This is a genomic window from Butyrivibrio sp. FCS006, assembly GCF_000424525.1.
Classification (GTDB): Bacteria; Bacillota; Clostridia; order Lachnospirales; family Lachnospiraceae; genus Butyrivibrio.
Window position 1 is genome coordinate 559,669 of record NZ_KE384204.1, and the last position, 18,709, is coordinate 578,377.

Genomic DNA, 18,709 nt, shown 5'->3' on the forward strand with positions numbered 1-18,709 from the left:
ATCCCTAACTATGGGAAGGTATGGAAAAGTATTGTGATCAAGGACAATCAGGTACATCTCAATAGGGCACATGTTATCGTGGACGGGCTTTTGGTGGCCGGTTCCTATGTGCTTTCCTACTATATCAAGTTTGAATCTATATTCGCAGATAAAAGGCCCGGCGGACGACTTCCGATGGAGACCTATTTTTCTGCGCTTTATTTTTTGGTTCCCGCGTACATTCTTCTTTATTATATGGTCCAGCTCTACACCTCCAGAAGGGCTCTGCGCCTCTGGGAGGAGTTTGTAGACATTGTCCAGGCCAATATCATGGGCATCATCGGCTTTACGGTTATCCTGTACCTGTTAAAGCAGGGCGATTTCTCGCGTTGGATGATGGCCATCTTCTTTGCTCTGAATATTACCCTGACGACGATTGCCCACTGGATGCTGCGTAAGTTCCTGCAGTTCATCCGCAAGAAGGGCTATAACATCAAGCATATTCTTCTGGTTGGATACTCAAGAGCCGCTGAGGCTTACATCAGCAGGATTCTTGAAAATCCGCAGTGGGGCTACGTTATCGCGGGCGTTCTCGATGACTTTGTTCCCCTTGATACCAGCTACCACGGAATCAAGGTCATTGGCAAGATTGAACAGCTGACGGACCTCCTTGAGAAAAATAATTTCGATGAGATCACCATCACCCTTCCTCTGAACGACTACGATCGCCTGGAGGAACTGGTTGCCGAATGCGAGAAATCCGGCGTTCACACCAAGTTTATTCCGGATTACACATCCCTCATCCCCAGCAGTCCATACACCGAGGATGTACAGGGGCTTCCGGTTATCAACATCAGATATGTGCCTCTTACAAACTCTTTTAACAGATTTGCCAAGAGAACGGTGGATATTGTGGGATCTCTTTTCGCAATTATCATATTCTCACCTATCATGCTGGCTTCGGCCATCGCCATCAAGGCAACGAGCCCGGGACCCATCATCTACAAGCAGGAGAGAGTCGGCAGGAACGGCGTTCCTTTCATGATGTACAAGTTCAGGACCATGAAGGTTCAGACAGAAGCTGAGGAAAAGAAAGGCTGGACCACCAAGGGTGATCCCAGAATCACCAGAGTTGGGGGATTCCTTCGTAAGACCAGTATCGATGAGATGCCACAGTTCTTCAATATTTTCATCGGTCAGATGAGCCTTGTGGGACCAAGACCTGAGCGCCCTCAGTTCGTTGAGAAGTTCAAGGAGCAGATCCCACGCTACATGGTCAAGCACCAGGTTCGCCCCGGCCTTACCGGATGGGCACAGATCAACGGATATCGCGGTGATACTTCTATCAGGAAAAGAATCGACTACGATATTTACTATATCGAAAACTGGACCATGGCTTTTGATTTCAAGATACTGCTTGGAACCATAAGGCACGGCTTCGTTAATAAAAATGCATATTAAGAGAGTGGGTGAGTCAGTGGGGACGTTTCAGTTTGACTCATTTTGCGCGGCAAAATGAGTCAAACTGAAACGTCCCCACTGACTCACCCACTCTCTCATTTTCTTTTGGGGTTGTAAATAGTACACATTTGTGGCAGAATATATTGGTGTTAATTTGCCATATTAGCATTAGCATGAATTTTTGTTGGGACGAGGAGACGTGTTATGTCAAACAGAGACGACGAATACTACGAGAGAGATAGTCGCAGACCATCTCGCAGAACCGATGACAGATACGACGATCGCTATGATGATAGATACGACGATCGCTATGATGACAGATATGATGATCGCTACGACGATTATGAAGACAGACCAAGGAGAAGCTCACAGGGATCAGCAAGATCAGCATCAGGCAGATCAGCTTCAGGATCATCAAGAGATCCACGCAGAACTTCTTCATCAAGAGGATCAGCTTCAAGAAGTTCATCTTCAAGACCTTCTTCATCAAGACCATCATCTTCAAGAGGCGGAAACGGCAGAGGAAACGGTGGTAACGGAAGAGGCGGTAACGGTGGAAACGGCAAGAAAAAGAACAACAAGAAGGCAATAATCCTTCTGGTAGCAGAAATGCTCCTTGCCTGCGTACTTGTATATGTTGCTTACACTCTTTTCTTCAAGGTTGACGTAACTAAGGTTGGTAAGGTTAACCTTAACGAGGAAGCAATCACACAGAGTATCAGTGAGACCGTTGTAAACGATGAGAAGATGAAGGGATACACCAATATCGCACTCTTTGGTGTTGATGCCCGTGACGAGCAGCTGACCAAGAATACAAGATCCGACTCCATCATCATTGCATCTATCAACAATGATACCGGAGAGGTTAAGCTCTGCTCAGTTTACCGTGATACTTACCTTAACTTAAGTAACGATACTTACACCAAGTGTAACGCAGCTTACGCTCAGGGTGGTCCCGAGCAGGCTATTTCAATGCTCAACATGAACCTGGATATGGATATTTCTGATTTCATCACTATCGGATTCAGAGGTCTTACAGACGTTGTTGACGCCCTTGGCGGAGTAACGATCGATGTTACAGATGCAGAGATCTCTCACCTTAACAACTACCAGTCCACAATGGCTCAGGAGCTCAAGCTCAACTACACACCTGTAACCAGCGCAGGAGTACAGACCCTTAACGGACTTCAGGCAACAGCTTACTGCCGTATCAGATACACAGCAGGCGATGACTTCAGACGTGCAGAGAGACAGAGAACAGTCCTTATGGCTTGCCTTGAGAAGGCACAGGGTATGAGCTACTCACAGCTCGAGACAGTTGCCAACAACGCATTCAAAGAGACTTACACATCACTTGATATCTCTGAGATCCTTGATATGCTCAAGAACGTTGCCAAGTACAGGGTTGTTGATAACAACGGATTCCCTTACGAGGAGATGCGTGCAACAGGAACCATGGGTAAGGCAGGAAGCTGCGTACTTCCGGTTGACCTTCAGAGCAACGTTAAGTGGCTCCACAAGTTCCTCTTCAACGATGAGAGCTACGAGCCTTCAGCAGATGTTCAGAAGTACAGCGACAAGATCAAGGGTGATGTAAGCAAGTACATCGGCTGATCTTAATGCTTTAATACAGATTTTATGGGGCTGGGTTCATATGAGCCCGGCCCTTAATTCTTCTTTATCTATTTGAGGGAAAAGAATGAGTACCGTAGATATCATTATTCCTACTTATAAACCGGATATAGCTCTTTTGCGCCTGATCGATGATCTGGAGAGGCAGTCACTTCGCCCATCAAAGATTATCATCATGAACACCGAGGAAAAATACTGGAAAGAGCTACTGTCAAAATCAAGGGAAAATCCACAGGAAAAATATGATAACATAGTAGTGGAGCATGTGACCAAGGCTTCGTTTGATCACGGAGAGACCAGGAATTTGGGCGTTAAACACTCGGATTCGGAGTTCTTTCTGATGATGACACAGGATGCCTTCCCGAGGGATAAAATGCTTATTTCAAGCCTTGTGAAAGCATTTGAGGACAGCGACGTGGCAGCAGCCTATGCAAGGCAGTACCCCAAGACAGACTGTAATCTTGCTGAGCGCTACTCCCGCAAGTTCAACTACCCCAACGAGCCTATGAAAAAGACACAGAAAGACCTTCCGCGTCTCGGAATAAAGACCTACTTTTGTTCCAATGTCTGTGCCATGTACAGGCGCTCCGTGTTTGACGAGATAGGGGGATTTACCCACAGGACCATCTTTAACGAGGATATGGTCTATGCAGGAAATATCTGCCAGAAGGGCTACGCTATCAGTTATGTTCCTGAGGCAGGAGTTATACATTCCCACAACTACACCTGTGCCCAGCAGTTCCACAGAAACTTTGACATCGGTGTTTCGCAGACAGACCATCCTGAGATCTTCGGCTCAATCAGATCAGAGACCGAGGGCAAAAAGATGGTATCTGAGACAATAGGGCACTTCAGACAGGTCGGCAAGGCTTATCTCATCCCTCATTACATCGTAATGTGTGGCTGCAGATGGCTCGGCTACAAGCTTGGCAGAAACTATAAAAAGCTGCCGAAAGTTCTTTTACCCAAGCTATCTCTTAATAAGGAGTATTGGCTTACCGATAGGACCTAACGAGGTATTATCAAATGGAATTAGATTTATCAGGAATGGACGTCAAGATATCCGACGACATGAATTCATGGGAGGAAGTAAACCTCCTCTACAACGCTGCACTTAAGCAGATGCAGACCAAGATCGAGATCCTCAACGACGAGTTCCAGGAGGTTCACAAGTACAACCCCATCGAGCACGTTAAATACAGGGTCAAGGTCCCCGAGAGCATCGTCAAGAAATTAAAGAGAAACGGATATGAGTCCACCATCGAGAACATGGTGCGCTATGTCAATGATATAGCCGGAATCCGTATTATCTGCTCATTTACATCAGATATCTACAGGATTGCCGAGATGATCAGCAATCAGAAGGATATACAGGTTCATACCATCAAGGATTACATCATGAACCCCAAGCCCAGCGGATACAGAAGCTATCACATGATAGTCTCTCTCCCTGTCTATCTCTCCGACAAGATCGTAAACGTCAAGGTTGAGATCCAGATAAGGACCGTTGCCATGGATTTCTGGGCATCCTTAGAGCACAAGATTCAGTATAAGTTCGAGGGAAAGGCCCCGGCTCACATCAATTCGGAGCTCCATGAGTGTGCCACAATGGTGGCTAATCTTGATGCAAGAATGCTCTCCCTGAATGAGGAGATCCTTGCGATAGAGAAGGAATGACATTCCCGGGGGTGAAAACCCCCATTAATGAGGAGTGGGTAGACACATCGCTGCGCCTACCCTATTATGAAAAAATCTATCTTTCGTTATTAACATGTTGCCTGTCTCTTGACTGTAGTATAAATATACAGGACAATTATGAACAAACTATGAACTGAGCATGAACAAATAGTAAAAGTAGCTAATAAATCTCTTTTAATCATTATATTCTTGTATATATTGCATAATAAATGATAAGCTTATGTGGATAAAACATCAGTGGATTACATGATTACATCAGAGGAGTAAGCGAAAATGTTGGGAGGAAAAATTGTGGAGAACTTTATGGACAAGCTTGCAGAGAAAATAGGTGCACAGGACATAATAAGAGCCAATGCACAGGCCGAGGCCATGGAAGCTGAGAGGACCAGGCAGGAGGCGGAGCAGTTCAAACTCCAGCTTGAGGAACTGCGCGCCAATGAGAAGGAGCACAGAGCAGCCATCGAGGATGCAAGAAATTCCATTCAGGAAACCGGCAAGACCGTAGCAGCTCTCACAGAGAGATTGGAACAAAGCGAAACCCAGGTTCACGATGTAGGTGTACAGGTATATAGAAACGTCCAGGCCGTAGTAGAAAAAGGCCAGGAAAAGAGCCTTGATGAGTTTAAAGAGGTTAAGCACAAAATAGAGTCTGTTCAGGTAGCAGTAGAGACCAAGAACAGCGCGCTTCTTCCCCTTCTTATCATCACTCTCTTAGTAGCAGGCGCAGACCTGGTACTCAATATTCTTAGAATTTTAGGTGTTTTATAAATGAGTTTTAGCAATACTGTATTTCGCCGCAAGATCAAGGTATGGTTTTTGCAGTCAGTACTGGTGATAATCGTAGCTTGGATACTGTTTATGCCCAGCTTTGTTAAGTTTGAAAGGGGCGGCGACAATATTTTTACCGTAAAATTAAATGACGTAGTGGTAGGAATAGCAGGCTCTGAAGAGGAGGCTTACGAGGCCTACAGAGATGCAAGGCGTTCCATCGCATCAAGTGACGGAGAGCTGGTTCTTGCCAAGGCAGACCTTAACATAGAAGGAAGCAACGTTCTCTGGGGCACTGTAGACTCTGTCTCTTCCATGTCAAAAGAGATGTCGACAGTCCTTAAAGGGAACCTCAGGAGCACACTCAACAGATCCTATTCCATCAAGATCAACGAGTTTGCAGTCAATCTCGCAAGCATCGACGATGTAATGAAGCTGCTTTCGACAGCTCTTTCAAACTATGATGAAGAAGGGCTCTACGACGTAAACCTCATTCTTGATACAGACCGTGAGGTTAACGTTCTTACGCCTCAGGTCCTCAGCAAGGAAGAGGTTAAGAAGGAAGAAGAGATAGCAGAGACTTCCCTTCCTCAGGCAGGTTTCCAGGCAGAGCTGACACAGATCGTCAACGAGGCTAAGCCTCTTGCCTATGACAAGGATTTCTCCGACTATGATCTTGGACTTATGAGCATGGACTTTGCTGACAAGGTTGAGATCGTGGAGAGTTACCTTCCCGACAGCGAGATCACTGACCTTGCAACAGCCATCGACGAAGTTACCAAGGACAAAGAGACCAACCAGATCTACGAGGTTCAGTCCGGCGATACTCTTGGAACCATCGCCATGAAGTTCGGTCTTACCGTCGATGACCTTGTTAACATGAACGAACAGCTCGAGAGCGAGCGCACCATGATAAGGGTACAGGATAACCTGATCGTTACCGTTCCTGAGCCCGAGCTCTCAGTTAACTATACAATTCAGGAATACTACGAAGAGGACTATGAGGCTGAGGTTCAGTATGTCGACAACGACAGCTGGTACACAACCCAGACCAAGGTCCTTCAGGAGCCGTCAGCCGGACACAGAAAGGTTGTCGCTCTGGTTTCATATATGGATAACAGCGAAGTAGGGCGTGAGATTGAGAAGGAAGAAGTCACCTACAAGGCTGTTCCCAAGATTGTTGAGAGAGGAACCATCGTTCCGCCTACATATATCAAGCCTATTTCCGGCGGAAGACTTACCTCCGGATTTGGTAAAAGAAATCGTCCCACCAAGGGAGCAAGCTCCTATCACAAGGGTGTTGACTGGGCTACTCCTGTCGGAACTTCTGTTGTTGCTTCATCTTCCGGTGTTGTTACAAGAGCCGGTTGGGGAAGCGGATACGGATACTGTGTATACATAAGGCATCCGGACGGCAGGGAGACCAGGTACGGACACCTTAGTAAGGTCCTGGTTTCAGTCGGACAGTCGGTTTCTCAGGGACAGAGAATTGCTCTCTCAGGTAATACAGGTGTATCTACGGGACCTCACCTTCACTTTGAGATTTTGGTGGGTGGAAGTCAGGTTAACCCGCTTAATTACTTGAACTAAACTATCGGTTTTACAAATACACATTATTGTGGTATAACTAATATTTGTTCAAGAAAAAGAAGAGAGATACCTATGGAAAAATACGTGATAAAAGGCGGAAATCCGCTGGTTGGCGAGGTTGAGATCGGTGGAGCCAAAAACGCTGCACTTGCGATCCTTGCTGCTGCAACCATGACGGATGAGACTGTCTATATAGATAATATGCCGGACGCCTCCGATACCAATGCAATGCTTCAGGCTATCGAGAGCATAGGCGCATTTGTTGAGCGCACAGGCAGACATTCTGTGAAGATCAATGCTTCTCAGATCAAAAACCATACAATTGAAAATGATTATATCAAGAAGATCAGGGCAGGTTATTACCTCCTTGGTGCTCTTCTTGGTAAGTATAAGGATGCCGGAGTTGCACTTCCCGGTGGCTGTCACATCGGCCTTCGTCCTATCGACCAGCATATCAAGGGCTTTACTGCTCTTGGAGCCAAGGTCAACATCCAGGACATCATCTATGCCAAGGCTGATAAGCTTGTAGGAAGCCACATCTACCTCGATGTTGTCAGCGTAGGTGCTACCATCAATATTATGATGGCGGCTGTAATGGCTGAGGGCAAGACCATCATCGAGAACGCAGCCAAGGAGCCACACGTCGTTGATATCGCGAACTTCCTCAACAGCATGGGAGCTAATATCAAGGGCGCAGGTACCGATGTCATCAGAATCAAGGGAGTTGAGAAGCTCCACGGAACTGAGTATACAATCATTCCCGATCAGATAGAGGCCGGAACCTTCATGATGGCTGCAGCAGCAACCATGGGTGATGTAACGGTCAAGAATGTCATTCCCAAGCACCTTGAGTCCATCAGTGCCAAGCTTGTAGAGATGGGATGCCAGATCCACGAGTCTGACGACGAGGTCAGAGTTGTGGCTGCCAAGAGACTTAAGAACACACATGTTAAGACCCTGCCATATCCGGGATATCCCACAGATATGCAGCCACAGATCACCGTGGCACTTGGCCTTGCAAGTGGTATCAGTATAGTAACAGAGAGCATCTTTGAGAGCCGCTTTAAGTATGTTGATGAGCTCACAAGAATGGGAGCTTCCATCAAGGTAGAAGGAAGCACAGCCATCATCGAAGGTGTCGAGAGATACACCGGCGCAACAGTTTCAGCTCCTGACTTAAGGGCAGGTGCAGCGCTTGTTATCGCAGCCCTCACAGCAGAAGGTTACTCAACAATAGAGGATATCAAGTACATCGAGAGAGGATATGAGGACTTTGAGGTCAAGTTAAGAGGCCTTGGTGCTCAGATTGAGAAAGTGGATGATGACAGAGATATCCAGAAGTTTAAGTTAAAGAACGCATAAAGCGCATTATAATAGCCTGACATGCTCAGCATGCCAGGCTTTTTCTTTGCTTATATAATTTCCTGAATGTATACTCCCGGGCATTTCGACAGATCAATGTAATCATTGCCGACCTTGATGGTGGGCCTTGAGAGGTGTGAACTGTTTATAAATATGATCTCGCCGACTTCACCTGTATTAAGGCGTACGGTGTTGAGAAGATATGTGTTTACTATATTGTTGAGGAAGCACATGATCATCTCCGGATCATATTTCTGGAAACCTTCTTCTTCAAACATTGAGATCGCAATGAACGGACACAAAGGGCCACGGTAGTATCTTGAGCTTGTCATGGCATCATATACATCCGCAATGGCAACAGCCTTGGCAAACTTATCAATCTGAGGCCCTTTTAATCTCAAGGGATATCCCGTTCCGTCACATCTCTCATGATGCATGAGGGCGGCGTTCTTGACATGTGCGCTGATATTCAGCGCCTTCATGGCTTCATATCCCTTCTGGGGATGTGTCTTGATCATGTTATACTCATCATCTGTCAGAGCACCGGGCTTGGTTATGATCGTATCAGGAATCAGGAGTTTGCCGATATCATGGAAAAGACCTGCCTGAGTAGCTAACTCTATCTCTGCCTCATCCCATCTGAGCCACTGGGCGATGATATTTGTAATGAGGGCAACATTGATGCAGTGTGTATATGTGGCATCATCATAAAGTCTTAGGTTGTGGAGCATGTCAAAGATGTTGGCTGTGGTTCTGCCCTCGCTCAGCAGCGAGTAGATGGGCGTCATCATATCATCAATATCAAGATCTTCATTGCCCTTTAGGATATCACTGATGGTGTGCTCGAATTTGCTGGCGCATTGCTCAAAGTCCTGCTTGAACTCCTTGAAGGCCTCTGACTGCTTTAAACGCTCAGCATAAGTAAGCCCTGCATCGGCGCTGCTATCTGCAGCTTCCTTGGGCTGGGCCTCTTCAATAGGTACGTCTATTATTGAGTAGAATGCAAGTCTGGCAATGTCTTTGTCATTAAGTACAGTTCCCTTTTCCATGAGTTTGGTGTGGGAATCGTAGGTAAACACATCACTTGCCAGAATCATTCCGGGCAAAAGTTTTTTTGTGAGTACTCTCTTCATTGTCCCTCGCAAAAAGAATTTACGTCAAAACGTAGATATATGTATTATTATAAATCCTTGACAGTACACTCGGCAAGGGATAGTATTTTACTAGAAAAAATAATTCTTCGGGGCAGGGTGCGATTCCCAACCGGCGGTATAGTCCGCGAACTGCTTGATCTTCAAGCGGCCGACTTGGTGAGATTCCAAGACCGACAGTATAGTCTGGATGAGAGAAGAAGTGCAGAGTACGAGCTGAGGTTCTCGAAGCCGTGCGAGTAAGTCATTATTAATTCCCACTTTATCTCTCCTTCAAATCAAATAAAAATTCACCCGATGAGAAAGAAGGAGAAAAATGAACAATCTGAAAGAAACAATCGCAAACATCACCGGAGCGCCCGGACGTTTCGCAGCACTTTTGCTACTTATCGTAGTGGCATTTGTTATTGCGTACCTGGCCGAGAAGCTCGCAAGAAAGCAGGAGCTTGAAAAGACCGGAACCGTAGAAGCAATGTTCAGCACAAGAAAGATCGCAATCATAGGTGTCTTTTCCGCAATTGCCTTTGTGCTTATGCTCCTTGAGTTCCCGCTTCCAATCGCACCTCCATTCTACAAATTTGACTTCAGCGATATTCCCGCTCTTATCGGCGGATTCGCAGCAGGTCCCATGGTTGCAGTGATGATCGAGTTCATCAAGGTTACACTCAACGTCCTTATCCAGGGACCTACACCGGGATTTGTAGGTGAGATCGCAAACTTCTGCGTTGGAGCAGCTTTCGTAATTCCTGCAACAGTCATCTACAGATTCAAGAAGACCAGAAAGGTTGCCCTTATCAGCTGCATCACAGGTACACTTTGCATCGCGATCGTAGGATCAACCTTAAATGCATTCTTCCTGCTTCCTGCATACGCAATCGCATACGGCTGCGACATCAGCGTATTCATTGAGGCCGGAACAGCAATCAATCCTCTTGTAACCAACGTATTTACTTTCTGTGCAATCTGCGTAGCACCATTCAATCTCTTAAAGGGTGCAGTGGACAGCACGCTGACCTTCCTTGTTTACAAGCAGCTCAGCCCTATCCTTAAGACCACTCCCATGGCAGTTCGCAAGAGAGTAGCCAAGGCAGAAGAGGCATAATACAAATACAACCAAATAACGCATACCTCGAAGCGCTGCGGAATCTACCCGCAGCGTTTCTTTTGTGATATTATAAAAGTGGTTTAGTTTGTGCATACGGGGGTTTTTATGGAAATCGTAACCAGACATGAGACAAATAGTGCAAGTGAGACCTTCGAGATCGGAAGAAGGATTGGAGAGAGCGCGACACCCGGAATGGTCTATACCCTTATAGGAGACCTTGGCGTTGGAAAGACCGTGCTGACCCAAGGAGTGGCAGCAGGACTCGGCATCCTTGGACCTGTGAGTTCACCGACCTTTACCATACTTCAGGTCTATGACGAGGGCAGGATTCCGTTCTATCACTTCGATGTCTACAGGATCGGCGATATCAGTGAGATGGACGAGATCGGCTACGAGGATTACTTCTACGGCGACGGCGTGTGCTTCGTTGAGTGGGCCAACCTCATAGAGGAGCTGCTTCCAGAGCACTACACAGAGATCGTTATTGAAAAGAACCTTGAGAAGGGCCTTGATTACAGGCTCATCACCATGACAAGGCACTAAGCCATACTAACAACAGGAACATAGATTATGAAAATACTTGCAATAGACACTTCAGGACTGGTTGCAACCGTTGCCATCACTGACGGCGACTTACTTAAGGCCCAGTTCTCAATACAACATAAGACAACACATTCAGAGATCCTGATGCCCATGTTAAAAGACATGACGGACAAGATAGGGCTCGACCTTAGTACGATTGATGCGATAGCTGTAGCGAAAGGTCCCGGCTCTTTTACCGGACTTCGCATAGGCTCTGCTACTGCCAAGGGACTGGCGCTGGCTCTCGATAAGCCCATCATCCCAATCCCCACTGTGGATGGCCTTGCCTATAACCTCTACGGTAATGAGAAGATCATCTGCCCTATGATGGACGCAAGGCGCAATCAGGTCTACACAGGAATCTATACCTTCGTACCAAGCCCCACCGAGGAGAAGAACTTCGAGCAGGGCTTTGATATGCGTGTGATAAGGAAACAGTACGCAGCTTCTGTGGACGATGTCATCGCCGAGCTTAACAGCATCGGCAAGAGCGTTGTGCTCCTGGGCGACGGCGTTCCCGTATACCATGACAAGCTTGAACAGGGGCTTAAGGTGCCCTTCACCGTAGCGCCTCTGCATATGAACCGCCAGAGCGCAGCATCCATTGCAGCCCTGGCCCTTAAGTACGCTGCAGACGGCAGGTTCGTTTCCTCCGATGAGTTTGCTCCCGATTATCTTCGCCTGTCTCAGGCAGAGCGTGAGTCTCTGGAAAAAGAGGAATCGGATTCCGTTTCAGCTTCAGAGAAGAGGGCAGCAGCTCACAGCACTCCCGGTAAGGTCCGCATAAGACCCATGACCGCCGAGGATGTTGAGGATGCCTGGAAGCTTGAACAGATAAACCTTGGTAAGGAAGCCTGGACTCAGAAACAACTCCTTGATGCTATGACAAGAGATGATACCATTTACCTTGTTGCCGAGATGGCCGGCAGGATCGTGGGACTCTGCGGAGTTCAGAACATCTCCGGCGATGGAGAAGTCACCAATGTCTCGGTTTCAGGCGATGTCCGCAGGGAAGGCTGCGGCTACAAGATGGTCAAGCAGCTCCTTGAAAGGGGCAAGGGCATTGGGATCAAGGACTATACTCTGGAAGTCAGAGCCCAGAATGCGCCTGCCATAAGACTTTATGAGAAGCTCGGATTTAAGAGCGAAGGCGTTCGCCCGGGATTTTACGATGATCCCAAGGACGACGCAGTGATTTATTGGAAGAGAGAAGAAAATTAATGATAGATGTATGCCTACTGGGAACCGGCGGAATGATGCCACTCCCCAACAGACTTCTCACAGCACTTCTTGTGAGATATAACGGCAAGTGCATCCTCATCGACTGTGGTGAGGGAACACAGATTGCCATGAAGAAAAAGGGCCTTAGCGCCAAGCCTATAGACGTAATGTGCTTTACCCATTACCATGCGGACCACATCTCGGGACTTCCCGGAATGCTGCTGACCATGGGAAATGCAGAGCGCACGGAGCCGCTCCTTATGGTCGGCCCCAAGGGTCTTGAGAAGGTGGTAAACAGCCTTCGTACCATCGCGCCGGAGCTGCCTTTTGAGATTAAGTTCAAAGAGATTAACGGAGACGAGATGTCTTTTGACCTGGAAGGCATGCCTGAATTCACGATCACAGCCTTCAAGGTTAACCACAATATCACTTGCTACGGATATACCATGAACCTACGCCGTCAGGGCAAGTTCAACGTGGAAGCAGCTCAGGAGAAGGGAATTCCCAGAGACTTCTGGAACAACCTTCAAAAGGGCGAAACCGTGACTACAGATGACGGAATCACCTATACACCGGACATGGTTCTCGGAGAGGAGAGAAAGGGTATCAAGCTCACCTACAGTACGGATTCAAGGCCCACCGACAGCATAGTAAGAAACGCTGCCGGGTCAGACCTGTTTATCTGTGAGGGAATGTACGGCGAGCCTGACAAGCTCCAGAAGGCCAAGGAATACAAGCACATGACCTTCTACGAGGCCGCCAAAATGGCGAGGGACGCCGAGGTAAAAGAGATGTGGCTTACCCACTACAGCCCATCCCTTGTAAATCCTATGGAGTTCATGTCGGATACAAAGAAGATCTTTCCTAATACCATTGCAGCCAAGGACGGACGAAGCTGCACCCTTAGATTTACCGAATAAGAAGGAGGAAGTATGGAAAAAGGCAGTGTCGGATCAGCGGTACTTAAATCGATTGTTCTGATCGTGCTCGGAGCGATGATCGTTCTGGGAGTATACATGATGCTCACCAGGACCAGGAAGCAGCCGGCCAAGGACGAGGACTACGTCATCACGGTGGTGGACGAGATCACAACCACCAACCTTGAAAAGAGCTATCCCGCCAGCGCAAGAAAGGTCGTTGAGCTCTATGCCAAGATCATGCAGACTCTTTACAGAGAGACCTATGACGACGACCAGAGAGATGCCATGATCGCAGTTCTTAAGGGCCTTATGGATGATGAGCTTCTTGCTTCCAACGAGAATTTCGAGGGAAGCATCAGGATCGAGGTCACCAGCAGAAAAGCGCAGCAGTACTCAATCCCTGCATATGTCGTTCAGACAAAAGAGCCTGAGGAGGTTGTGGTGGATGGTCGCAAGATGTGCAGCTGTGACTGCCTCTTTAACATAAGAAATGCAACAACTCCGACTTACTCGAATTACTATACATTTATCCTAAGAAGAGATCAGACCACAAACAACTGGAAGATCCTTGGATGGACACAGAGGGAAGAATCAGATGATTGAATATCATGCAGACGACTATGGGATGTTCAGGACCCAGAGCCGTCATATAATCGACTGTTACCACAATGGAGCTTTAAATGGTATCAGCATCATGCCAAACAGCCCATATCTTGCTGAGTGCATGGATGAGATAAAAGACTTTAAGAAAAAGCTCGCCATCACCGTGCACTTGAACCTCGTGGAGGGACAGCCACTGACCGGCGCTAAGGCTTCAAAGCTCATCGACGGAGACGGGAATTTCAGCATCGGCTTTGGGAAGCTTTTACTTGTAGGCTTCGTGCCGGTACTTCGCAGGATCTACTATCGCCAGATAAGACGAGAGATGGAAGCGCAGATCCTCTCCTGCAGAGAGTACATGAACGACGGCAAATTCAGACTCGACGGACACGTTCACTACCACATGCTCCCACTGGTCTTTGATGCAATCATGGATGTTGTTAAGGAGCATAACCTGGAGGTTTCCTATATCAGGTTCCCAAGGGAAGACCTTAATCTCTATCGCAAGGTCTCCGGTAAGATAAAGGGCATAAAGCTCATCAATATAGTCAAGGTTCTTGTGCTGAACACCCTTGCAAATCGCAATGAGAGAAAGTATGAAGATATGCTCGTCAGCCTCGGCGTTCAGAGGAAGTTTTTCATGGGAGTCATGCTCTCGGGCCATATGTTCTATGACAATGTAAAAGAGTGCATCCCTGTGGCAGCAGACATCATGGCAGATAAGGGGCTTCAGGATATGGAGATATTATTCCATCCCGGAGACGTGACAGATATTACCGAGGTTTCACAGATCACAAGCAAAGATGATCTGGATTTTCTTAATGAAAATAGCGTTAACAGACAAAAAGAGGCTGAGGCCCTTGTTAAATTTGGCGGCGGATTAAAGAGATAATTATATGAAGATAGATAAGAATGTAGAAAACGACGGCGTGATCTTCATGTCGATAAAAGAGAATGATGAGAGAGCACAGGAAACCGGAAGCGAGGGTGATGTAACCATCCTTGCCATTGAGAGCTCCTGCGATGAGACTGCAGCTGCAGTTGTCAGAAACGGACGCGAAGTCCTCTCCAACATCATTTCATCACAGATCGCGCTCCATACCATCTACGGCGGAGTTGTTCCGGAGATCGCATCCAGAAAGCACGTCGAGAAGATCAACGGCTGCATAAGAGCAGCTTTGGACGAAGCGGGAGTTACGCTTGATGACATCGACGCAGTAGCAGTAACCTACGGCCCCGGCCTTGTAGGTGCTCTTTTGGTGGGAGTCTCCGCGGCAAAAGCAATCTCTTTTGCCAAAAACAAGCCACTTATCGGAGTCCACCACATAGAGGGTCATATCAGCGCAAACTTCATCGAGAACAAAGACCTTGAGCCACCTTTCGTGTGTCTTGTGGTATCGGGAGGTCACTCTCACCTTGTAGTGGTCAAGGACTACGGCGAGTATGACATAATCGGTCAGACCAGAGACGACGCGGCGGGAGAGGCTTTTGACAAGGTGGCAAGAGCCATCGGCCTTGGCTATCCCGGAGGCCCCAAGATTGACAAAGCAGCAAGGGAAGGAAATCCCGATGCTTTCGTATTCCCTCAGGCCAAGATCGAGGGTGCGGAGTACGATTTCTCTTTCTCCGGACTTAAGTCCGCAGTACTAAACCTCATCAATCAGGCCAAGATGCAGGGACAGGAGCTCAACCAGGCAGACATCGCAGCTTCATTCCAGAAGGCAGTAGTAGAGGTCCTCGCCGGACATGCAATCCGCGCCTGCAAGGAATACGGCATGAACAAGCTTGCCATCGCCGGAGGAGTTGCTTCCAACACTGCACTTCGCGAGCTTTTGGAAAAAGAGTGCGCGGCCAATAATATCGAATTCTACAGGCCAAGTCCTGTTTTATGCACCGACAATGCGGCAATGATCGGTGCAGCAGCATACTATGAATACAGAAAAGGCGTCAGGTTCGGACTGGACATGAACGCAGTTCCAAACCTTCCGCTGGGTGATCGCGAGAGACGTTTCCACGGCAGAGCCAGCCGTCTGGATGCGCTTGAGCGGGATTTTGGAGGACGAAGATGAAGACAGTTGCGGTAGTTCTGGCAGCAGGCTCCGGCAGCAGAATGCAGTCGGATGTCAAGAAGCAGTACATGGAGATCGGAGGAAAGCCTCTTATTTACTATTCTCTCAAGGCTTTTGAGGAGAGCATCATCGACGACATCGTTCTGGTGGTCTCAAGAGGCGACGTTTCCTATGTGACAAAAGAAATCGTGGAGAAATATAAGTTTGATAAGGTTACGGCGGTTGTTGAAGGCGGACTTGCAAGATACCACAGCGTAAGGCTCGGACTTCAGGCAGCAGCTGCAGATTGCGACTATGCCTTTATCCACGATGGTGCAAGACCTTTCATAAACAGAGACATTATTCTGAGGGCACTTCAGGCTGTTAAGGAATACAAGGCCTGCGTAGTTGGTATGCCTGCCAAGGACACCATCAAGATCGCTGACGAAAAGGGCTTTGCAGCTTCAACCCCGGACAGAAATCTTATGTGGACTATTCAGACTCCGCAGTGTTTCTCTTATAAGATGATACTGGATCTCTATCAGAGACTCGATCGTGAGGAGGGCGACCTCATGGCCAAGGGCATCAACTTCACCGACGATGCCATGGTTGTTGAGTATTACACAGACACAAAGGTCAAGCTCGTAGAGGGCTCCTACGATAATATCAAGATCACTACACCAGAGGATATCGCCGTAGCAGAGGCAATCCTTGGAAGGAAATAAGGATAGGTTACATGGATAGCGAAAGAAAAAGAGTTCTGATGGTGGGTCCTGACAGGGGCGTCCACGGCGGAATCGCTGCTATAGTTAACAACTACTATGAGGCCGGCCTTGATAAAAAGGTCGACCTCAAATATATAGGAACAATGAAAGAGGGAAGCAGGGGCAAGAAGTTTTTGGTAGCTGCCGCTGCTTACTTTAAGTTTTTGTGCTCTCTTTCATGGTGCGATGTTGTGCATGTTAACGCCTCCTCAGACAGCAGCATCATGAGGAAGTCTTTCTTTATAAGAGCAGCCTATCGACGCAACAAAAAGATCGTGCTCCATCAGCATGGTGGTGATTTCAAGAATTACTTCGAGAACCAGATAAGCGATAAGAGAAGAGCGTATCTTAAGTCTATTCTTGATATGGCAGATGTGATGCTGGTTCTGACCCCTTCCTGGAAGGAGTATTTCTCTAATTTGACTGATTCCGGAAAGATCAAAGTCTTCCCCAACTGCGTTGCGGTTAAAAGAGATATCTCTTTTGCTGAAGGCGTGGAGTCTTGCAGGGATATGAATAAGCTTCTCTTTCTGGGACGTATTTGTAAGGATAAGGGCATTGATGAACTTCTGGATGCCGTTACGGAGATTGGACGCGAAAACAAGGATGTAAAGCTTTATATAGGTGGAATTTACGAAGAGGAGAGCTACAGAAAGAGGATAGAAGGTAACAATCTGGTTGAGTTCCTGGGATGGATCTCGGGAGAAGAGAAGGAGAAGTACCTGGGCGAATGTGGCATCTTCGTGCTTCCTTCGTACTATGAAGGCTTCCCGGTGTCAGTCCTTGAGGCTATGGCAGGCGGCTGTGTTGTAGTAGCCAGCGAGGTTGGGGGCATTCCTGATGTGGTGACAGATGGAGAAACAGGCGTGCTTGTGCCTCCTAAGGATCCGGAAATGCTGAAAAATGCAGTGCTTAAGGTTATGAATGACAAGACTCTTGCCGATAAACTTAGAGTAAGCGCCTTTAAAAAAGTTGAGGAAAATTATTCGAGCAGCGCCAGTGTGGAAAGACTAGTAAATATCTACAATTCTCTGATTTGATATTTGTTATTTTGTCACAAAGCTCGTTTTTAATTTGATAAATTATAAAATAAAAGAAAAAAATTAAAAAATGTAGTTGACATCTACCCCCTGCTTTGTTAATATAAATCTTGCGCTGCGCGAGATGCCACAGCAACTCAAACAGAGCGTTATCTTATCTGAGATATATGTGGTAAGTTAACTCGGAGCGATATCGAAGCGGTCATAACGAGGCGGTCTTGAAAACCGTTTGGCGGCAACGCCACAAGGGTTCGAATCCCTTTCGCTCCGCTTAATTATGAACACGCTGCTACAACAATATAAGTTATTGTGTATCAACTATTTTGCAGAAGTACTCAAGTGGTTGAAGAGACACCCCTGGAAAGGGTGCAGGTCGTTAATAGCGGCGCGAGGGTTCAAATCCCTCCTTCTGCGTTGCCTTACGCAATCAGTAAGGGTCATAATTATAGCACCTTGACAAATAAACAGTAATGCAACCCTGAAAAATTCCAAGAGAATTATTCAGAAGTAACAAACCAAAAGTAATAACGGACAGAACGAAAGCTAACGTTTTAGTTCTGGCTGGAATTGAACTTATTTTAACGTGAGAGTTCGATCCTGGCTCAGGATGAACGCTGGCGGCGTGCCTAACACATGCAAGTCGAACGGAGATTAGACGCTGACGAGACTTCGGTCAAATCTTGTTTAATCTTAGTGGCGGACGGGTGAGTAACGCGTGGGCAACCTGCCTCATACTGGGGGATAGCAGTTGGAAACGACTGATAATACCGCATAAGCGCACAGCATCG

At 47.2% G+C, this 18,709-nt stretch carries 17 protein-coding genes, 2 tRNA genes and 1 riboswitch; of the genes, 18 read left to right on the top strand and 1 reads right to left on the bottom strand.

The annotated features are described in order from the left end of the window. Positions 1-33: 33 nt before the first annotated feature. The 7 genes from G633_RS0113750 (at position 34) to G633_RS0113780 (ending at position 8,490) form a co-directional block, all read left to right on the top strand. Positions 34-1,440 carry an undecaprenyl-phosphate glucose phosphotransferase gene (locus G633_RS0113750; protein WP_026520274.1) on the top strand — a complete coding sequence of 469 codons (1,407 nt, stop codon included), beginning with the start codon at positions 34-36 and terminating at the stop codon, positions 1,438-1,440. A 204-nt stretch (positions 1,441-1,644) separates the two neighbouring features. Beyond that, positions 1,645-3,054: an LCP family protein gene (locus G633_RS0113755; protein ID WP_026520275.1), complete on the top strand. Its 1,410-nt coding sequence runs from the start codon at positions 1,645-1,647 to the stop codon at positions 3,052-3,054. An 85-nt stretch (positions 3,055-3,139) separates the two neighbouring features. After that, positions 3,140-4,084 carry a glycosyltransferase family 2 protein gene (locus G633_RS0113760; RefSeq protein WP_026520276.1) on the top strand — a complete coding sequence of 315 codons (945 nt, stop codon included), beginning with the start codon at positions 3,140-3,142 and terminating at the stop codon, positions 4,082-4,084. 14 nt (positions 4,085-4,098) lie between these two features. Then, on the top strand, positions 4,099-4,749 hold the full coding sequence (locus G633_RS0113765) for a GTP pyrophosphokinase (protein ID WP_026520277.1): 651 nt from the start codon (positions 4,099-4,101) through the stop codon (positions 4,747-4,749). Between the two features lie 294 nt (positions 4,750-5,043). Next, complete coding sequence (locus G633_RS0113770; protein WP_022768161.1) at positions 5,044-5,538, top strand: hypothetical protein; 495 nt, start codon at positions 5,044-5,046, stop codon at positions 5,536-5,538. Continuing rightward, complete coding sequence (locus tag G633_RS0113775; protein WP_026520278.1) at positions 5,539-7,128, top strand: M23 family metallopeptidase; 1,590 nt, start codon at positions 5,539-5,541, stop codon at positions 7,126-7,128. A 72-nt stretch (positions 7,129-7,200) separates the two neighbouring features. Then, the gene (locus tag G633_RS0113780) at positions 7,201-8,490 is read left to right on the top strand and encodes a UDP-N-acetylglucosamine 1-carboxyvinyltransferase (protein WP_026520279.1); all 1,290 of its coding nucleotides are present in this window, start codon (positions 7,201-7,203) and stop codon (positions 8,488-8,490) included. A 50-nt stretch (positions 8,491-8,540) separates the two neighbouring features. Here the strand turns inward: G633_RS0113780 and G633_RS0113785 are convergent, their stop codons facing one another. Further along, positions 8,541-9,623, bottom strand: a complete 1,083-nt coding sequence (locus G633_RS0113785) for an HD-GYP domain-containing protein (protein WP_026520280.1) — start codon at positions 9,621-9,623, stop codon at positions 8,541-8,543. A gap of 99 nt (positions 9,624-9,722) precedes the next feature. After that, positions 9,723-9,847: riboswitch (FMN riboswitch) on the top strand. A 110-nt stretch (positions 9,848-9,957) separates the two neighbouring features. On the opposite strand from G633_RS0113785, the gene G633_RS0113795 reads away from it, so the two are divergent. The 11 genes from G633_RS0113795 (at position 9,958) to G633_RS0113845 (ending at position 18,335) form a co-directional block, all read left to right on the top strand. Then, entirely contained in the window at positions 9,958-10,743 is a 786-nt protein-coding gene (locus tag G633_RS0113795; RefSeq protein ID WP_026520282.1) for an ECF transporter S component, read from the top strand. 108 nt (positions 10,744-10,851) lie between these two features. Then, a complete protein-coding gene (tsaE, locus tag G633_RS0113800) occupies positions 10,852-11,289 on the top strand; it encodes a tRNA (adenosine(37)-N6)-threonylcarbamoyltransferase complex ATPase subunit type 1 TsaE (protein WP_026520283.1) in 438 nt (145 codons plus the stop codon). 27 nt (positions 11,290-11,316) lie between these two features. Further along, the gene (gene tsaB / locus G633_RS19810; protein WP_026520284.1) at positions 11,317-12,549 is read left to right on the top strand and encodes a tRNA (adenosine(37)-N6)-threonylcarbamoyltransferase complex dimerization subunit type 1 TsaB; all 1,233 of its coding nucleotides are present in this window, start codon (positions 11,317-11,319) and stop codon (positions 12,547-12,549) included. Then, positions 12,549-13,469, top strand: coding sequence for a ribonuclease Z (locus G633_RS0113810; RefSeq protein ID WP_026520285.1), 921 nt, complete (start codon positions 12,549-12,551; stop codon positions 13,467-13,469). Before tsaB ends, G633_RS0113810 begins: the two co-directional genes overlap by 1 nt. 12 nt (positions 13,470-13,481) lie before the next feature. After that, positions 13,482-14,072, top strand: a complete 591-nt coding sequence (locus G633_RS0113815; RefSeq protein WP_022768153.1) for a DUF6715 family protein — start codon at positions 13,482-13,484, stop codon at positions 14,070-14,072. Further along, on the top strand, positions 14,065-14,961 hold the full coding sequence (locus G633_RS0113820; protein ID WP_026520286.1) for a ChbG/HpnK family deacetylase: 897 nt from the start codon (positions 14,065-14,067) through the stop codon (positions 14,959-14,961). The genes G633_RS0113815 and G633_RS0113820 overlap by 8 nt, the downstream gene beginning before the upstream one ends. Before the next feature lie 46 nt (positions 14,962-15,007). Beyond that, a complete protein-coding gene (tsaD, locus tag G633_RS18555; protein ID WP_051200262.1) occupies positions 15,008-16,138 on the top strand; it encodes a tRNA (adenosine(37)-N6)-threonylcarbamoyltransferase complex transferase subunit TsaD in 1,131 nt (376 codons plus the stop codon). Continuing rightward, positions 16,135-16,842 carry a 2-C-methyl-D-erythritol 4-phosphate cytidylyltransferase gene (gene ispD, locus G633_RS0113830; protein WP_022768150.1) on the top strand — a complete coding sequence of 236 codons (708 nt, stop codon included), beginning with the start codon at positions 16,135-16,137 and terminating at the stop codon, positions 16,840-16,842. The genes tsaD and ispD overlap by 4 nt, the downstream gene beginning before the upstream one ends. Before the next feature lie 11 nt (positions 16,843-16,853). After that, the gene (locus G633_RS0113835; protein ID WP_022768149.1) at positions 16,854-17,921 is read left to right on the top strand and encodes a glycosyltransferase family 4 protein; all 1,068 of its coding nucleotides are present in this window, start codon (positions 16,854-16,856) and stop codon (positions 17,919-17,921) included. Between the two features lie 184 nt (positions 17,922-18,105). Beyond that, a tRNA-Ser gene (locus G633_RS0113840) sits at positions 18,106-18,191 on the top strand. A gap of 55 nt (positions 18,192-18,246) precedes the next feature. Continuing rightward, positions 18,247-18,335, top strand: a tRNA-Ser gene (locus G633_RS0113845). Positions 18,336-18,709 lie beyond the last annotated feature (374 nt).